The organism is Paenibacillus sp. 7541, assembly GCF_002276395.1.
Taxonomy (GTDB): Bacteria; Bacillota; Bacilli; order Paenibacillales; family Paenibacillaceae; genus Paenibacillus_AQ; species Paenibacillus_AQ campinasensis.
The window spans coordinates 66,513-84,409 of the sequence record NZ_NQLZ01000018.1; the positions used below are offsets into that span (position 1 = coordinate 66,513).

15 protein-coding genes are annotated in these 17,897 nt (G+C 52.4%); all 15 read right to left on the minus strand.

Annotation, left to right across the window (positions count from 1 at the left end):
* Positions 1–8 precede the first annotated feature (8 nt).
* Entirely contained in the window at positions 9–1,385 is a 1,377-nt protein-coding gene (locus tag CHH75_RS12405; RefSeq protein WP_095264269.1) for a sugar phosphate nucleotidyltransferase, read from the minus strand.
* Between the two features lie 2 nt (positions 1,386–1,387).
* Positions 1,388–2,527 carry a glycosyltransferase gene (locus CHH75_RS12410; protein ID WP_095398304.1) on the minus strand — a complete coding sequence of 380 codons (1,140 nt, stop codon included), beginning with the start codon at positions 2,525–2,527 and terminating at the stop codon, positions 1,388–1,390.
* Positions 2,527–3,717: a glycosyltransferase family 4 protein gene (locus CHH75_RS12415; RefSeq protein ID WP_095398305.1), complete on the minus strand. Its 1,191-nt coding sequence runs from the start codon at positions 3,715–3,717 to the stop codon at positions 2,527–2,529. The genes CHH75_RS12410 and CHH75_RS12415 overlap by 1 nt, the downstream gene beginning before the upstream one ends.
* The gene (locus CHH75_RS12420; RefSeq protein ID WP_244908108.1) at positions 3,714–4,880 is read right to left on the minus strand and encodes a glycosyltransferase family 4 protein; all 1,167 of its coding nucleotides are present in this window, start codon (positions 4,878–4,880) and stop codon (positions 3,714–3,716) included. Before CHH75_RS12420 ends, CHH75_RS12415 begins: the two co-directional genes overlap by 4 nt.
* Positions 4,867–6,054 (minus strand): glycosyltransferase family 4 protein, encoded by a 1,188-nt coding sequence (locus CHH75_RS12425; RefSeq protein ID WP_095264265.1) that lies wholly within the window; start codon positions 6,052–6,054, stop codon positions 4,867–4,869. The genes CHH75_RS12420 and CHH75_RS12425 overlap by 14 nt, the downstream gene beginning before the upstream one ends.
* A 49-nt stretch (positions 6,055–6,103) precedes the next feature.
* A complete protein-coding gene (locus tag CHH75_RS12430; protein ID WP_095398306.1) occupies positions 6,104–7,186 on the minus strand; it encodes a glycosyltransferase family 4 protein in 1,083 nt (360 codons plus the stop codon).
* 50 nt (positions 7,187–7,236) lie between these two features.
* Positions 7,237–8,562 carry a lipopolysaccharide biosynthesis protein gene (locus tag CHH75_RS12435; protein ID WP_176475546.1) on the minus strand — a complete coding sequence of 442 codons (1,326 nt, stop codon included), beginning with the start codon at positions 8,560–8,562 and terminating at the stop codon, positions 7,237–7,239.
* A 32-nt stretch (positions 8,563–8,594) separates the two neighbouring features.
* A complete protein-coding gene (locus tag CHH75_RS12440) occupies positions 8,595–9,746 on the minus strand; it encodes a glycosyltransferase family 4 protein (RefSeq protein WP_176475547.1) in 1,152 nt (383 codons plus the stop codon).
* A 26-nt stretch (positions 9,747–9,772) separates the two neighbouring features.
* Positions 9,773–11,197, minus strand: coding sequence for an O-antigen ligase family protein (locus CHH75_RS12445; RefSeq protein ID WP_176475548.1), 1,425 nt, complete (start codon positions 11,195–11,197; stop codon positions 9,773–9,775).
* On the minus strand, positions 11,176–12,105 hold the full coding sequence (locus CHH75_RS12450; protein ID WP_255223026.1) for a glycosyltransferase family 2 protein: 930 nt from the start codon (positions 12,103–12,105) through the stop codon (positions 11,176–11,178). Before CHH75_RS12450 ends, CHH75_RS12445 begins: the two co-directional genes overlap by 22 nt.
* 17 nt (positions 12,106–12,122) lie before the next feature.
* A complete protein-coding gene (locus CHH75_RS12455) occupies positions 12,123–12,821 on the minus strand; it encodes a sugar transferase (RefSeq protein ID WP_095398309.1) in 699 nt (232 codons plus the stop codon).
* 8 nt (positions 12,822–12,829) lie between these two features.
* A complete protein-coding gene (gene galU / locus CHH75_RS12460) occupies positions 12,830–13,726 on the minus strand; it encodes a UTP--glucose-1-phosphate uridylyltransferase GalU (protein WP_095264259.1) in 897 nt (298 codons plus the stop codon).
* Positions 13,727–14,051: 325 nt separating this feature from the next.
* Positions 14,052–14,705: a CpsD/CapB family tyrosine-protein kinase gene (locus CHH75_RS12465; protein WP_425320432.1), complete on the minus strand. Its 654-nt coding sequence runs from the start codon at positions 14,703–14,705 to the stop codon at positions 14,052–14,054.
* Positions 14,674–15,417 (minus strand): YveK family protein, encoded by a 744-nt coding sequence (locus CHH75_RS12470; RefSeq protein ID WP_095398310.1) that lies wholly within the window; start codon positions 15,415–15,417, stop codon positions 14,674–14,676. Before CHH75_RS12470 ends, CHH75_RS12465 begins: the two co-directional genes overlap by 32 nt.
* Positions 15,418–15,775: 358 nt before the next feature.
* On the minus strand, positions 15,776–17,746 hold the full coding sequence (locus tag CHH75_RS12475) for a glycosyl hydrolase family 28-related protein (protein ID WP_095398311.1): 1,971 nt from the start codon (positions 17,744–17,746) through the stop codon (positions 15,776–15,778).
* Positions 17,747–17,897: the final 151 nt, after the last annotated feature.

Genomic DNA, 17,897 nt, shown 5'->3' on the forward strand with positions numbered 1-17,897 from the left:
CATGTGCGTCAGCTCATCACAATCTCCTTGATCTCTTCCCAGTCCATCGCAAGCCTGACAATGTCATCCTCAATCAATTGACTTCCGGTCTGTACCTCGATGATTTCTATATCCGTAATCGCACGCAGGCTGTGCTTGGCCTCCGCCGTAATGAGCACCACGTCTCCCTTGCCAATGATGCGGACATCCCCGTCCAGAATCATCTCGCCGTGCCCGGACACGACCGTCCACACCTCGCTTCGCAGCAGGTGGTATTGATAGCTCAAATTTTTGCCCTCCAGCACACAGATCCGTTTCGTCAGCACCTCGTTGCCGTTCGGATACTTCGTGTAATCCAGTACACGGTAGCGCCCCCAGCGCCGTTCTTCGTACATCGGACGCTGATCGCCGAACTGAAGCACTTCCTTGATCCGTTTGCTGGCATGTTTATCGGACACGAGGATGCCGTCAGGGCTTGCCGCAACAATCAAATTGGGAACTCCGATCACCGTGATCGGTATGTCCAGCTCGTTAATGACATGGGTGTTAACACAATCTGTGGTGAGCGTGCCTTTCCCCACAAGCGGCACTTGGATTTCCTCGGTAAGCACATCCCAGGTGCCAAGATCCTTCCACATCCCCTGATACGGTAAAGCGACAATCTTGTTCGCCTGCTCTACAACCGCGTAGTCAAAGCTCGTTTTCTCGATCTGACCGTACTGCTTGAGCAGTTCGTCATACTGAATAGGCAGGGAGCGATCTTCCAGATACTGAATCACGTACCCGAGCCGGAATGCGAATACGCCGCAATTCCACAGCGCAGACTGCGACATCAATTGCCTGGCCAGCTCTTCATCCGGCTTCTCCACGAAGTGGCTGACCTTGAAGTAGCCGGTGCCATCCTCCAATTCGGAGGCTGCTTCAGGGACGATATATCCGAACTTGGAGGACGGGTGATCCGGCGACACCCCGATCAGTCCCAAATCAGCGTCCGTGCCTTGCATCAGCTGCTCCAGTTCCTTCACTTTCTCAAAGAAATGGTTCTCGACATAAGGGTCAACGGGAAGGACAACGATAATATCCCGCAGGCTTACCCCTTTAACGGAATATAAATAACAGGCGGATAATGCAATCGCCGGAAGCGTGTCTCGGCGCTCGGGCTCCACGATGATTTCCGCTTCATACCCGAGCTGATTTTGCAACAACTCGACCTGCGATTTCCCGGTGGCAATGACCGACGATTGCTGCAGATTCATCTCGCCGAGCTGCCCCCATACCCGCTGAACCATGGACACACGGTCACCCGAGCGGGTGTTCAGAATTTTCAGAAACTGCTTGGACCTCGTTTCATTCGATAGCGGCCACAGCCGGTTACCGCTGCCTCCGGACAATAAGACGACTTGCACGCTTACCAGCTCCCCTCCGCTTGCGTAATCTTCGCTTCTCTTTCTTTGGACTGGAGCAGCCGGTCAATGCTTGAGTACAGCTGCTCCATGAATACTTCCTCACCGAACTTCTCGGCATGCTCACGAATCCTTGATGGATTCCATTCATATTCATCAAAGCGGCTGAGGACGTCAGCCAGCGAATCGACGGTTTGCGCCTCAAAGAACAGCCCCGTCTGCCCGGCCAGCACCGTGTCCAGCGCTCCACCTTCGCGGTAAGCAACGATCGGCCTGCCGCATGCATTCACTTCCAGCGGCGTGATTCCGAAATCCTCAATCCCGGGGAAAATGAGTGCCTTGCAGCGCTGCATATAGCCCACAACCTCCTCATCGCTTCTTCTTCCGAGGAAGACGACACCCTCTCCTGCCCGTTGTTCCAGTCTAGCCCGGTCAGGGCCATCGCCGATTACAATCAGCTTGTGCCCCAGTTTCGTGCAGGCCTCGACAGCCAGATCGATTCGCTTGTAGGACACCAGGCGGGACACAACGAGGAAGTAATCCTCCGGCGCCTCATCGGAGATACCGAAGCGGCGGATTTCGACGGGAGGAAAAATAATCGGGGCATTCATGCCGTACCACTGCCGGATTCGCTCTTTCACAGCCGTGGAGTTAGCAATCAAGCGATCCACCTGTCTGGAATTGCGCCGATCCCAGGCTTGCAGCGGGAGCGTCAGCCATTTGGCGATCCGCTTCAAAGCGCCAGGAACCTGGACGCCTTCCATATAGGACTCGAAGTTCCATGCAAAACGCATCGGGCTATGGCAGTAGCATACATGCAGCGCTCCCCGTTCCTTGCGTACGCCTTTGGCATAAGCGCTGCTGGAGCTGAGAATAAGATCGTACCCCTTCAGCCTCATCGACCCTACCGCGAAAGGATACAGCCAGAAGAACAGTTTGAACCTGTGCAGAATTCCCGGGATGCGCTGCATCCACGTCGTGTGAATGACAGCGTCCTGCAATTCGGGCATCAGTTTGTCCCGGTCGATAATCGTCGTATAGATGGGCGCCTCAGGGAACATCTTGTGCAGCACGGCCACCACCCTTTCGGCGCCCCCCATCTGATTGAGATAATCGTGGACAATCGCCACTTTCAGTTTCTGCATTACATCATCTCCTTTGCCTGCTGGCGATCCATGGCCGGAGCGCTGGAGCTATTCAGCAGCTGATGGTAAATCCGCTCCACCTTGCGGGATGTCTCTGTAATGGAGAACATGGCTTCTGCTCTTTCTTGTCCGTTCTGGCTCAGCTTCAGCCACAGTGTCTCGTCATCCAGCACCCGCCGAATGCAATGAACAAGCTCGTGGCTCCCGCTGTCATACATCAAGCCGCTTTCGTTGTGCTCTATAATCTCGGGCACGCCTCCGCCGCGTGACGCTACGACCGGTGTTCCCTGGGACATGGCCTCGATGATGACCCTGCCAAACGGCTCGTTGTCCGAGCATAATAAAAGGAGATCCGCTCCGCAGCAGATCTCCAATATATCTTCTCTAAACCCAGTAAATACCACCCGCTCCTCAAGTCCCAGCGCACGTGTCTTCGCTTTCAGCTTGGCGAGGTAGCGCTCGTTCTCCTGCCGGAATTTGGCCTCTCCAACAATCCACAAGACGGCGTTACGCCCCTCCCGAACTAGCCTGGACAAGGCCTCAAGCGCATCCTCCTGCCGTTTCCACGGCGCGATCTGACCAATGATCGCCAGCACCTCCGCATCCGGCGGGGTTTGAAGCTGCTTGCGGATCCTGTCCCCGATCTCCCGCCTCCGGCTAGGATCAACCGCTCGGAGCTCGACGCCATTGTGCACGAGATGGACCCTGTCTACGGGCGCCGCATGCGATATGCCTTGAATGACCGGCTCGGAAATGCCGATCAGCGCCTGGGCCGTGCCGGCCATTCGCCCGACGACCCGCCCGATCACCCCTTGGGGCGGCATATCTCGGATATGCCATACCACCGGCAGCCGGTGATACCAACGAAATAGGCTGGCCATTATGCCGGCCCTAATCGAGTTCGCGTGAATCAGATCGACTCCGCTTCTTCTTATCGTCCGGGCCAGCTTCCAGCCCGCCCACCAGGTCCCTGCCGCATAAACGGCCAGCATTACCGGGTTGCGGGTCATTCTGGCCCGGAAGCTCGGAAGCGGACAGACCTCGATGCCATAGCTTCGCGCCTTCGCCAGCAGCTCGCCTTCCGGGGCGAACAGGACCGGACTGGCCTCGGTCATATGTTTGGCTGTCAGCAGCAGGCTAATCTCTGCACCGCTGATCGTGCTTGTATGGTTATAGAAGGCTATTTTCATGATCGGAATACCTTCCTCTTATCAACTTCTTCCTTGAACACCTCGGTCACCGCTTCAGCCACCCGGCTCCAGGTGTACTTCTGCAATACGAATTCCCGGCATGCTTCCCGGGACGGAAGGAACGACTCCTGATTGAGCACGTCGATAATCTTCCGGCCAATTGACTCTGAAGTGCCGTCTTGAAACATCAGCTCATCCGAAATCTGGTGCAGGATTTCCCTTGTCCCGCCGTATGGCGTCCCCAGCACAGGCGTTCCGCAAGCAAGCGACTCTACGGTAATCAGGCCGAATCCCTCAAGGGTAAGCGTGGGGACGATGCTGATATCCGCAGCCTGATAGCGCCTGACCAGCTCTTCGTTCGAAATTCTTCCAAGCAGCTCGACGTTCGCGGACAGTCCCAGCTGCCGGATCAAGGTCTCGTATTCAGCGCGCATCGGCCCGTCTCCGCCAATCCACAGCTGCGTGCCGGGATGATGGCGGACCACTTCAACCATGGCCTGAATCAGCCGGTCGATCCCCATCCGCTTCACCAGCCTCCGTATGCAGAACAGCACCGGCTGCCCAGGCTTGATGCCAAGCTCAGTCCTCAACTGGTCACGATCCGTATGCGGACGGAACAGCTGATGATCCACAGCACCCGGGATGATGTGAACCTTGCTCGGCTCCACACCATAGGTTTCCGTCAATATGTCGCGGAAGTATTCGCTGAGCACAATAAATCCGTCTGAGCGGCGGTAGGTCAGCTGTTCCACCTGTTTTTTCACCCAGTACTTCGCACCTTTAACCACCCCGGCCCTGGCCTTCTCCTCCACCCTGGACTCCATCGCCCACGGCCCGTGGAAATGGGTAACGATCGGGATATGAGCAGGAATATGCTGCCGTGTCACCATCGTGGTATAAAAGGCAAAATGCGGGTTGAACACATCGGGCTGAAAGCTGCGAATCGCTTGGACCGTGTGCCTTTGAACCGACCTCATGCGCGGGAGAAAGTGGCTGGCCTCAAGCTCGCCCGTGGCGTTATGAATATTGTGTTCCTTCGGCAGCTCGGCTCCCTTGGGGGCTACTACTAGTCCCAGCCCTTGATGGCCGTATTCCTTCATCGCTTTTGCATAATCGGCAAAATACCGGTTCAATCCGCCATGCTGAATATCAATCCATCCCATTCCGGTCGATAGCACATTCATGGTTATCTCTCTTTCCTCCATAAGTTTGGGCAGGCTGGGCCCTGTAGTTAACAGCCATTTGATAACATGCCAAGCGGGCTCTGGCAGCATTATCCCAAGTGAAGCTCTGCGCCGTATGATAGGCGTTATATCGCAGCTTCGTCAGAAGCTCCGGGTGATTGATCAGCTTTTCCAATGCCAGTACCATATGCGCCACGCTGCGTTTAGGGATGAGAAGTCCATCCTCGCCATCGGTTACAATGTCGCCTGGACCCGCGGTATCCGTCGTCACAGGAGCCAGCCCGCATGCCATGCACTCGATTAGCGTCTTGCCGAACCCTTCGGACAAGGTAGGAAACAGCTTAATGTGGTACCCCTTTAATAAATTCGGGAGGTCGCGATGGCTATACGACCGGATAACCGTGACCCGATGCCGCACCTCAGCGTCAAAATCAGACAGCACCCTCTCCTCCTCGCATCCGGTTCCCATAAAAGCCACCTCGACATTCGGATACCGGGCGAGAATCTCTCCCAGCGCTTGGGTGCTATACATAATGCCTTTTCGATGAATGTAGCTGCCCACCTGTGCGATTCGAATGACGGACGTATTCTCCATCCCCATCTCATCCAATGGCGGGTTCAACAAGTAATCCGGGATGCCATTAAACACCGCCTTCACTTGCCTCAAGTCCTTGTCTAACTGATGCTGGACGAAGCCCTCGTCCTGGGAATTCAGGACAATCGAGTAGTCCGCCCTTTTAATGGACTGGGATACCTCCCAGATGCGGTAGCCTCCCCAATAGACAAAATACTTGTTGCTCAGCTTCAAATGACCCAGCCGGTTCTCCTCCAACACTTCCTCATGCGCCAAATGCTCAAGACCATGACTGCTTGCGACAATCGCCGGACGTTTATGGAAATAAGACAGTACCCAGCTGTCGCCCGAAGCGATATCAAGCACATCATACGCCCGCCATTTCGACCGTTTGGAAGCGAGTCTCCAGGGGAATATCAATTTGTCGAGAATGCCGCCCTGAAACACTTTTAAGTCATCCATAAAATAGGTGTCCACATGGACCCCCAAGTTCCTTAATGCATCTGCAATGGCAAGCCTCGTTCCGGATACGCCGGAATTCAAGTTATGATCCGTATTGGCAATCATTGCTACTTTCATCGGATTCACTCCAATTGCTTAATGGTGAAGCTTCCAAAGCTTCAATCACTCATCCTTGCTCGGAATTGACTAAACGGTTCTCACGGACCAGCAGTTCCTCATAAATGCGCAGCGTTTCTTTTGCAACCCGCTCGACCCTATAGAAATCCAGCCCCTGCTGGGCAGAGCGCTTGTATTCTTGACGCAACTCTTCATCGCTTAACATGGTAATCAGCGCCTCTGCCAGCTTATCCGGCGACTGTGGGGGAACCAGCATTCCTGACTGTCCAAAGTCCAGCGCCTCCGGTATCCCGTCCACCTCCGTGGCCACGATGGCACAGCCTGACTCCCTCGCCTCCAGCAGAACGAGAGGAAACGGGTCCTTATGCGAGGCCAGAACGAATACATCGGACGAACTCATATACCGCTTCGGATCGGTTTGAAATCCTTCAAAGTGAATTTTGTGCCGGCTCGCCGACTGGGCAGCCTGCTGTTTAAACCGTTCACTTTCCGGTCCATCGCCCACAATATACAGCTCCGAATCCGGGCATCGCGCCGATACGATCTCAAACGCCTCGATTAAATCGGCGATGCCCTTCCGCTCGTTAAGTCCGGCCACCGTCACGATGGAGCGGCCTTTAAGCTGCACGGCCTCCAGATCTTCACTCCTTCTGCTGCCGATCGTTCCATTAAGCACGACCCGCAGCTTCTCCTCCTCAATGCCGCGCCTCGCCATCGACTCAGCCACCGCCTGGCTTACGGCGATGACGGTGTCGCCCACCTTCATAAAGTCCGCACTCTTCTGGAATTCATTATGAACATGCGTTACGATCTTGTATTTCCGAAATCCCCTCAGATACCGTGAAAGGAGCGCGCCCGTCATCATGTGGGCATGGATGACATCAGGCTGAAACTGTTTGGTAATGCGCCGAAAATGAAAAAAAGCCTGCAGCAATTGCCACGGCTTTCTCGTTTGATCCAACCTGTAATGTTCGACTTGATGCCGCTTCAGCAGCTCTATGTATTCCCCGCCTTCCGAAGCCACAGCCACGCGATGCCCGAGCATGGCCTGCTCGCAGGCCACGTCAATCATCACATTCACAATCCCGTTTCCTGACTGCTTTACATGATTCGCAATGTGCAAGATATGCAAAGGTTCCCCTCCTTATGGCTCTCTCCGCTTTTTTCTCCTCTTCTCCATGGTTACATCGCGGCACTGCCGCGCTCTTTCTGCCTCCGTACCCGGTCGATCAGCCAGACAACATCACTTTTGGAGAACATCCAGTGGCGAAGCTCCACACGATGTTTGAACGTATACAGCAGAAATATGACCATCAGTTCGATCAGCGCCGTAGTCAATAAAGAGATCGCTGCGCCTTGTACGCCTAACCGCGGGATAAGCACATTCATGAATACAACATTGAGGCCCAGTGTTGTCGCCCGAATGATGGTTACCGTTCCCGGCCTTCCGATCGACATGAAGCCTTGAGAGAGTATCCAGCATACGCTCGTGATCGCCGTTTGGAAGAGCAGTATCCGAAATATGCCGATCGCCTCGACAAAGGATTTCCCATACAAGATCACCAGCAGATACGGAGCTATGATAAAAACACCTGCGCCGACAATCAATGTAACGATCGTGCTGATCCGGAACACTTTAAACGTCAGCTTCAACGCTTCCTCGCGCTCAAGACCCGAGGCTTTCGGGAACAGCACCGAGGTGACCGCGCCCTGAAGCGTTCTTAATATTTTGGCAAGATTCAGGGATACAACATAAAGACCGAGGCTGCTTGGCGACAGCAAGCCGACAACTAGAATTTGGTCAATATATCCGGATAACGTCCCGGCCACATCCGTGCCATAGGAGCGCACACCATAGCTCAAAAGCGTTTTGCCGGATTTCACCTTGTTCTTCTGTCTGATCTTGTACTCCGAAACAAGCTTGAACGTAATCCATGCCGTGACCGGAAGTACAGGGAACAGATACGCCACCGACGTATAGAACGGGTTGATGCTTCCTGTCACAACCAGGCCGCACAGGATTAGCAAGGTGCCCACCACCGGCAAATATCTGGTCAGATTGTAGAGATGATACTCCTCCCGCGACTGAAGTGCCGCGGTATTGATCGTACCGATCATCGTAATCGGCGACATGATGAGCGCCCAGACTGCAAAGCTGATAACCTCCTGGGAGTAGTCCTTCATCCAGAACGGGATCAGCACGGCTCCCACACCCATCGCCACGAAGCCCAGAATCACGCTCAAATACAAGGAAGTCATGTAGAGAGAAGCCTGATCCTCGCCCTTCTTCTTCATGTAATAGACAAGGGCTGCCGGGATGCCCAGCGTAAGGCAATAGGCCAGGAACGAGGGCCACATGATCATCGCGGCTTGTTCCCCCCGCCCTTCGGGCCCGAGAAACCTGGCGATGATCACGCCCGTCCCTACATTAAGTCCAAGGATGAATATATTGGAGGCAAATACCTGCAGTACATTGGCTAGACTGCCTCCGCTTCTTCTCAGCTTCATCAAATTTGTGATCGCCATTTTATTCTGTCCCTTCAGGTCTGTTTACTGGTATGGAATTTCACCCTAGAGGTTTCTTGAAACAAACTTAAATATTGAATCGACATCCTCCCCCAGGAGTTCCGTCCAGCATCCTCCCTCGCTTTTTGCGCCATAAGCTGGATGCGCTCATGGTTGTTAACCAGTTCCCGAAGTGCGCTTACCAGCGCCTGCGTGTCTTCGGGATCGTCCATTACAACCGCCGCGTCTTCGGACAACAGCTCCACAACCCCGCATCTGCTGCTCGTAATCACCGGCAAGCCCGTCGCCATCGCCTCCAGGATGACAAGGGAGAACGGCTCATACCTTGAGGGAAAAACAAACAGGTCGGAAAGGGACATAATGTCCGCAATATCCTTCCTATAGCCGAGAAAAACAACACGTTCGTTTAATCCGAGCTGCTCCGCCAGCTTCGGATAAGGGCTCTTATCTACATCGCCCAGGACGAGCAAATGAATATCCGGAACCTCGGCGAGCGCCTTGAGCACGGTGTCCAGATTTTTTCTTTTGGACTTGAGATCGCCCGCGAATAGAGCATATATCCTGTTCTCTTCAAGCTGAAAGTCAGCACGGTTAACAGATCTCGGATAAAATTCGTTCAGATCCACGCCGTTTGGCACCACCGTAATCCGGTCGGCTGCGATACCCGCATCCTGCACAAGCTCCTGCTTGACCTGCTCCGAAACCGCTATAATGTGCCTTGTTCTTCTCAGGAAGATCCGCTCCAGAAAAGCGTTCAGACTGTTGTATACCAGTTGGTACAGGCTGTGTATCGTTTTCCGCTCCCGAAACGGATGGTACTTGGATTTCACCCATGCACTATGTACAAAATGAATGCAATTAATGTCCGATCCAGCATAGGTAATGAATCCGTTAACGACCACCAGATCGATGCGACTCCGGCGAATCCACAGCGAGATTGCAGACCATATGGCGAAGGCCTGGTATCTTAACAGGAATGTTGGCACCCTTCGCACATGAATCTGAACCCATTCCACCCTGGGGTCAGATCTCAGATCTTCCGATAATTCGGACGAGATAACGATAATCTCATGCCCTTGACGAAGGGCCTCGATGATGACCTCATAGTTGACTCGCCCCTGCCCATCGCCTTTTTTCACTTTATGTGTCACAAAACAGATTTTCATCGGCTTACCTCTTTCAACAGACATACTCATCCCCCATCCTGGATCTCCGGCTTTGGAATAAAGCCAAGGGCGGTGATCCATAGCAGAATAAATCCGCTAAAACCCAGCAGCACGTTGCTGCCTAGCAGGAGAAAGAGCAGGGCGCTGCTCCCTGCAAACGAAATCGGCGAGAACTTTTTCTCGCTCTTGCTGGCTTTGAAGCCATGGATAAACAGAAATATCACGACAGAAATCAGGGCCAGGCCAAACGGCAGGCCAAAGGTATAGAACAGATTCAAATAACCGTTATCGAACACCTTGACCACATTGTCGCTTTGAGCAAGCTTGGCTCCCAGGCCGGAGCTTCCCAGTCCCATGCCGACCGGATTCCCCATAACCATCGACATGATATGGGTGGAGAACACCAGTCTTTCGTTGAAGGAATGATCCTCATCCAGCGAGCCGAAGGTTTCGATTCGCGAGGAGACTTCGCCCGCCCCTGGCAGCAGAGGAAGCAACAATTGATAAGCCATCACGATCAGGGCACCTAATAGTAACAGCTGCAGTTTGCTTTTCAGCTGCGACCGAAGGAAATACGCTGCGATCATAATGACATATGCAATCCAGCCCACGCGGACCAAGGTCAACAGCAGCGCAAAGGCGACGATCAGGATACCCACCATGCCAAAAGCGCGCCATTTCCTTTGCACTGTCATCAGCGCCAAGGCAGCGGCCAGAAACACACCCGCAGGCCCCGGAGAATTCAGCAATGAGAACAGCCGGAATTTCTGAGGCTCTGGCTGACCTATGGAGTTCATCTCGGAGGATATCATCCAGAATTCATCCCAGGGCGGCAGTGCCAGATATTGATATATGCCGTATGCCCCGACTATCACGGCAAGGAATGAGAACCATTTCAGCCACCTGTCTCGCACCTCGCTGCTAAATGGCGTAACAATCACGTAGATCATGACCAGAAACGGCACCGTATAATTTAATAGATCATAGACAGAGGAGAACCCATATTTCAGAAACCCCAGGCAGAATCCGTAGGCTAATGCGGCGCATAAAATTTTCAGCACCAGGCTAATCTTCGGATCCAGCCGCTTAATATGCTTGGCAACAGGCATAATCATCACCAGGCTGACACAATAGGGAATGAGAATGATGATGGAAAGGTCGGTGTACGATTGAAACGACCAATCCAGCAGCCGCCTGATCTCCGGGCTGATGACCCATAGCAGCAAGGTATAGGAAATGAGCATGTGAGGTCGGTTCAAGCAGAGATATAGCGCCATCAGCATACTGAGGAGCAGGAGAGTAAATTCCAGCATGCGCATGTGAAGCGAGCCTATAGAGCTGGCCAAGCCTACCATTACGCCGAGAATGACAATCCCCGCCAAGATGAGCACCATCTCGGCCCATCTTCCAAGGCGAGACTTGAAAGCGCCTAATCCAAAGAGCCTCTCCATGTTCTCCATCCTCCCCATCTGCCTTTTAAGGCGAGCCATGCCTTCTTGAACGCCGTGCCCTTCTGCGAAGGCAGCATTCGAATGCACTGCAGAAGACCAGGGGAAGACTTGCTGCCAACGATGATGATCCACAGAACATACAGAATTCTTCGAGCTCCGCTTAAGTGCTTCAGCAGGGAGTAGGTTTCGTTATGCGACATATTCAGAAAGGCGGTTTCGTTAAAAGCATTGCGCTTGTCTTCATCAAACCGCTCCGCCGGATAATGATCCACGCACACTTCCGGATCGTAAATCAGCTTCCAGCCCTGTTTCTTCACCGATAGGCTGAATTCCAGCTCATTATGGACCTGCGCCCCGGTGCCTTTTAAATTTTCGTCAAACCTGAGGCCCTCAATGGCCGCTCTTCGGTAGCTCATATTGGCGCCCTTCAGAATGTCTACCTCCCGAACGCCTCCGAGTCCGACATGATGATTGCCTATGATCCGGCCGTACGGCTTAATGACGCCAACCTCCTGCCTCTGGGCCGGAATGGGCTCCCCGCGCAAATGGACAATATCGCGCCCCCCGACTCCACCGACCTCGGGACGCTGTATATAGTGCTGCTCAATCTTCTCCAGCCAATCGGAATGAGGAATCGTATCATCATCAGTCAGCACAACAATCGCTCCGGTGCTGTGCTGAACCCCTGTGTTCAATGCATGAATCAGACCTGACTTCTCCACAAGGGCGATGGTTTGATTCGGCAGGTTTCGCAGCGACAGCGCTTGAAGCGTATCGTCATCCGTGCTTCTTACGACAAAAATGATTTCATCAGGGTATCGGCTTTGCTCCAGAAGACCATCCATACAGTTCATGAGTGCCTCAACCCGGTGATACGTCGGAATGATCACGCTTATTGTCATATTCATGTTCTACACAACTCCATTTAGTAGGCTGAGTTCGGGAATACCATCACTTTGACGGTACGCAGCATCACCTTGATATCCAGCCACAAATTTCTTCGCTCAATGTACTCCAGGTCCAGCTCCAGCATTTCCTGAAAACTGAGATTGTTGCGTCCGCTGACCTGCCATAAGCCCGTGCACCCCGGGCTGACGCTTAAGCGCTGTTTGTCATAGCTCGTATACTGCATCACCTCTCGCGGCAATGCCGGCCGCGGTCCTACGAGCGACATATCCCCGCGCACCACATTCCACAGCTGAGGGAGTTCATCAATGCTGGTTTTGCGAATGAATTTTCCGATCTTCGTAATGCGAGGGTCCTCTTTCATCTTGAACATGGCGCCGCCCACTTCATTCTGATCCAGCAGCTTCTCCAGCAGTTCCTCTGCGTTGGACACCATCGAACGGAATTTGTACATCCGAAACGGCCGCTCGTTCTTGCCAATGCGTGTCTGGTAAAAGAAAATGGACCCTTTCGGGTCCTCCATTTTAATAAGCAGGGCAACAAGGATAAAGAGCGGAGACAACAGCACCAGCCCGATGAGCGCGAGCATAACATCCATGATCCGTTTGATCACCAGATACGAAGCTTTGGAATCTCGCTCTTCCAATGCCGCCTTGGCATATTCCGGGGCGCTTTTGAAAACGACATCGACTTCGTTTCGTTGCGGATTAGGATACATCCTTTCGTTCACCTCATCAGCGTTTTGTTTTGGATTTTCTCGCGTTCAAGAATCGTCTCCATGCCTTGCAACAGCGGTGTTCGAAGCTCCTCGTACTGAAGTGCAAAATCCAGGGTCGTCATAATGAAGCCGAGCTTCTCGCCGACATCATGGCGGGTTCCCTCGAAATCATAGGCGTATACCCCGTCGCGCTCATTCAGCCTCTGGATCGCATCGGTCAGCTGAATTTCTCCACCGGCGCCTTCCTCCTGCCGTTCCAAGAAATCAAAGATTTCCGGCGTTAATATATACCTGCCCATAATCGCCAACCTTGAAGGCGCGTGGCCTTTCGGGGGCTTCTCGATAAAATAGTCCACCTTATATAAGCGGTCGATCTTTTCCAGCGGGGAGATAATCCCGTAACGGTGGGTCTGGTCTTCAGAAACCGTCTGCACCCCGATCACCGATCTCTGAACCTGTTCGAACTGCTCTGCCAGCTGCTGGATGCAAGGCACTTCGGACTTCACAATATCGTCCCCAAGAAGCACTGCAAACGGTTCGTCCCCTATAAAGTTGCGCGCACACCACACAGCATGTCCAAGACCTCGCGCTTCCTTCTGTCTTATGTAATGAATATCCACGTCGGAAGAGCGGCGCACCTCATCAAGAAGATCAAACTTCCCTTTACTGAACAAGTTATGTTCCAGTTCAAATGCATGATCAAAATGATCCTCGATGGAGCGCTTGCCCTTGCCTGTCACAATGATGATATCCTCGATACCGGAGGCAACCGCTTCTTCAACAATGTACTGAATCGTCGGCTTATCCACGATCGGAAGCATTTCTTTCGGCATGGCTTTTGTCGCTGGCAGAAAACGTGTTCCGAGTCCCGCTGCGGGTATAATGGCTTTTTTCACTTTCTTCATTTCTTCACTCTCCAACTCTTTTTATTTTTTTACATGCCAAAATCATTGTGATGGTGAATCAGAAGGGCTTAGCTATATGCTCTTCCGCTGAAAAAAACATAGCTAAGCCTTCTATAAGACCATAGGGCATTCAACCCATCCTCACATTACACCCTCGACAATCATGTCTAAGGTCCGATCAAGACCCACAGCGTAACCGAGTGCCTACAGTGATAAAGGTGCAGTAGACATTACCTGATTCAAGCTTGCCGAAGGCGCCTTCCTTCCCATTCCGGATTGTTGTCTAAGGCAGGCCTGATCCTGACGGGCATCTATTTATGGCGCGTTATTGCGCACGATTCAGCACGATCCCCAATAGGCGGGCATTGACGTGATCCAGCTGTTCCTTCGCTTTCCTCAGATTATGCTTCTGCACTTTTCCGGCTGCGGCCACGATGATAACGCCATCGCATAGCGGACTGACGATCGTGCTGTCCGAAACCGACAACATCGCTGGCGTATCGACAAGAATCACGTCATAATCCTCCTTCAATTGCGTCAGGAGCTCACGCATCCCCGGGGAGTCGATAAGCTCGGACGGATTCGAAGGAACCGGCCCGGAGGGAAGAAGGTACAGGTTGCTAATATCTGTCTCCGCAATGGAGTCCTGTATATTGCTGTGGCCCGACAACAAAGTGCTCAAGCCGCGGTGGTTTATCATGGAGAACATTTTGTGAAGGGAAGGTTTTCGCATATCCGCATCGACCAGCAGCACCTTCTTGCCCTCTTGGGCATACGTAACGGCTAGGTTGCTAATGGTGGTCGTTTTTCCTTCCCCGGGCTGGGAGGATGTCACCATTACCGTTTTCAGGTCTTGATCTTTGGAGAAGAACGGAATTTTAGCACGAAGCAAGCGATAGACTTCGGAGATAGGGGACTTCGGGTTCAGAGAAACAACGAGACTGTTGCTATTGATTGAGCGGCGCATACTGGTTTTCACCTACCTTTTGCTGTTTCATGGCCTTCGGCGGCTTCGGTTTCTTCATGTCGCCTTTGGAGATGCGGCCCACCACGGCGAGCACTGGGACATCCATGAGTCTAGTAATCTCTTCTTCCGTCTTGAGCGTGTCGTCCAGATAGTCGAGAAGAAACACAAAACCGATCGCCAGCAGAAATGACACCACGAAGCTAATCAATATGTTCATCAAAGGGTTAAAGTTAATAGGGGCGGGGGATATGCTCGTATCTGCCTCGCTCAAAATCGTGATGTTATCGACATTCATGATATGAGGGATCTGCTCCTTAAACACCATCGATACGGCATTGACCACATTGGCGGCCTTCTCATAGGAGATGTCCTGGTACATCAGGTTCATAACTTGCGAATTGTTAGCAGCCGAGACCGACACCTTCGCTGCCAGACTCGCCGAGCTTTCTCCTAACTCGGGATACTGCTCAACTACCTTGTTCATCACTGCCGAGGACTTGATAATTTCCTTGTACGAGTTAATGAGAAATATGCTGGTCTGGATCGTGCTGGTGTTGAGTCCGTCGCCTGAGGACTGGTTCACAATCAGCTTGGCATTTGCGGAATATACCGGTGTCGTAAAATAGAAACTTTTGATCCCTGCCGCCGCCATGGCTACGATCACAATGACTGCGATGATCCACCATCGCTTCTGAATCACCCGAAAATAATGCTTAAGCTCCATCTGTTCGCAACCCCCCGCGCTTAATGTAGATTCCTAATCATGCTTGTTTTGGAGTCCACTGAAACCCGTGACTTTTCATACTCGCACAATCCTCAATCCCAAATTGCTACGATTTGTATAGTTCATATCCCATAATTTACGATACAGATTGTATCATGTCAACGGTAATTTTCATGACTTTTCATAAGCGACGACACATTTCGTAGCAACGATTCCCCTAGCCATACCGCTTGTTAACGCTTACTCGTCTTGGATTTTGCCCCAAAAAAATACGGCCTCGTTAATCAAGGATTAACGAAACCGCAGATTGCACAAATAAGAAAAGCCCTTGTTATCACTATGGTACTGGGGGATAGCTTCAATTCATTTTCGTAATCTGAATATTGCCGTTCGCCATGGATAACAAGTATCGCTCCTGAGTGACCGAATCGGTTAGAATCACCCCGCTGCCTTGACCGCCAATCTCGAGTGAACTCGTCATATAACTATGCGGATAAGGCGAGTAGGAGCCGATATGGTCCCAGGTGACCATAACCCCGGCAATATAAGTGTCGCCTGATTTGGGAATAAATCCGATGCTGAAGTCGTAGAGAAGGCCGGTTTTGCTCGCGATCTCCCTCCCCCGCTGATGCTTCCACTCTTTATTTTGCCAACTGGAAGCGTCGTTGAAGATATACTCGTGGTTTTCCCCGCTGATACGTCCAATCGTTTTATAGTAAGGAGGGGTCTCATATTCTGTTTCCAGAATAAAATATTGCATCGCCAAGTTCCGGCCCGCATCCCCCCGATAAGGCAGTCTGTCTGCGTTAAATTTAATACTTAACGTCGGCGACCTATCGCCGTCCGGCGTTACCTTCAGAATGACCGGGTCTGAACCTAAAATCTGTTTCATCTCGTTGCTGATCGGCACGGGCACTTGATCCGCCCGCACCAGACTGAGCGAAGCGCCATTCGTGGCTGTCCAATTGGACAGCACCTCCGGATTTCGAAGCAGATTGGGCGACGAGACAGGCATTAGAGCACGATGCTCCCTTTCCATCATGCGGGTATGCAAGTCCTCGTTACGGTATATCGATGAAACTTTTCGCCGAATAACGACATCTGCCATTTCGAGTCCGGAAAGATCCGAGGCCTGATACCCGGTCAGTGTATCGATAAACGCGGTGCCTCTCGCACCCGGAGCAGACGATCTCCGCAGTTTTCCCAGATGCTCACTGATGGTGACCGGAGCCTGAACCGTGCCAAACCATGCAGCATACTGCTGCTTCTCCTCCCGGGGCTTCAATGTATCCGGCAACGGATAAGCCCAGCCCGAATGTTCGGGAGGGTAGTCCAGAACAGACCATGAGAACCCGAAGCCGAACATCCTCAAATTGGAGGTAAGCGACTTGGTCAGCAGTTTAATCGCCGCTTCTCCGCACTGCTCAAACTGGGCGTTTGTGAATATGCCCCTCAGTCCCAATACCGAAGGAGCACGGTTATAGTCGTCCACACCGCCATCAATACATTGATATATTCCATAAGGCGCAAACCCCATATGCACTCGATGCAAATTCACTTCGATTCCGCCGCGATGACCTGCATGCAGAATCGTACCGAGCAGGATTCCGCAGAACGCTCCTGTAATCATGCCGCCTTGATACAGATAATCCCCGGAGTTGATCCGGCAGTAGACGCCAACAAGCCCTCCCCAGTTGCAGTCATACGAATAGATATGTCCGTTGGTGCTGTTTAGCAGCTGTCCGACTTTCACGCCTAGCGTGCGGATGTTTCGGAATATCGGTTGAGCTCTGCCTGCGATTTCGATCCCCGCCGGACCCGGGGAGAACATCTCATACAGCCCTTGTTCAAACCGCTCCTTGTCGACCCAATTTGCCAGGTTCTTGGGCGTATAGCTTGTCTTTCCAGACACGGTGAAGTCCTCAAAGACCGCATGGATGCCAGCATCCTGGATTCGTATGCACGGAAGCAAGTCAGCTTCTTTATCCTCCGGATCCCAGATGATTCTGCTGCCCGCCTGGGCACCATCCACATAGGAGGCCACCCCGAAAATCCCCCGGCTATGATTCTCGATCGTCTGCCGAACCAGGTAGTCCCCGGCCGGGATAAACAAGCGGTATCTCTTGTCGCAAGCTTGCATCGCCGCCTGAAAGGCCGCCGTGTCATCCGTTATCCCATCCCCAACCGCACCGAACCATTTGACATTAACGCCCTGATCCTTCAGCGATTCATCGATCTTCATGAAATTGGAATTAAGCTCCTCCGGCTCTAGCGGATCAGCCTTTGACCCTATATTCATCCTCAAATTGTCTGTGAGCTTATCGGACATTCCTCATCCCTCCTTCCTACATAGTAGTCAATGGTGAAGAAATGGGTTCATTCATCTGCCTACTCTGCTGCTCGGATCACACCCATTTATGAAATTTCGAACGATTACGCTATTGAAACTAACGCCAAGCTGATATAATATACTATCCCAA

Bases quoted from the DNA above. Each gene is read 5' to 3' on its own strand.
- CHH75_RS12415 (WP_095398305.1), bottom strand. From the start codon at position 3,717: ATGAAAATAGCCTTCTATAACCATACAAGCACGATCAGCGGTGCAGAG.
- CHH75_RS12470 (WP_095398310.1), bottom strand. From the start codon at position 15,417: ATGGAGCTTAAGCATTATTTTCGGGTGATTCAGAAGCGATGGTGGATC.
- CHH75_RS12455 (WP_095398309.1), bottom strand. From the start codon at position 12,821: ATGTATCCTAATCCGCAACGAAACGAAGTCGATGTCGTTTTCAAAAGC.
- galU (WP_095264259.1), bottom strand. From the start codon at position 13,726: ATGAAGAAAGTGAAAAAAGCCATTATACCCGCAGCGGGACTCGGAACA.
- CHH75_RS12445 (WP_176475548.1), bottom strand. From the start codon at position 11,197: ATGGAGAGGCTCTTTGGATTAGGCGCTTTCAAGTCTCGCCTTGGAAGA.
- CHH75_RS12440 (WP_176475547.1), bottom strand. From the start codon at position 9,746: ATGAAAATCTGTTTTGTGACACATAAAGTGAAAAAAGGCGATGGGCAG.
- CHH75_RS12435 (WP_176475546.1), bottom strand. From the start codon at position 8,562: ATGAAGCTGAGAAGAAGCGGAGGCAGTCTAGCCAATGTACTGCAGGTA.
- CHH75_RS12425 (WP_095264265.1), bottom strand. From the start codon at position 6,054: ATGAAAGTAGCAATGATTGCCAATACGGATCATAACTTGAATTCCGGC.
- CHH75_RS12420 (WP_244908108.1), bottom strand. From the start codon at position 4,880: ATGGGATGGATTGATATTCAGCATGGCGGATTGAACCGGTATTTTGCC.
- CHH75_RS12410 (WP_095398304.1), bottom strand. From the start codon at position 2,527: ATGCAGAAACTGAAAGTGGCGATTGTCCACGATTATCTCAATCAGATG.
- CHH75_RS12450 (WP_255223026.1), bottom strand. From the start codon at position 12,105: ATGAATATGACAATAAGCGTGATCATTCCGACGTATCACCGGGTTGAG.
- CHH75_RS12475 (WP_095398311.1), bottom strand. From the start codon at position 17,746: ATGTCCGATAAGCTCACAGACAATTTGAGGATGAATATAGGGTCAAAG.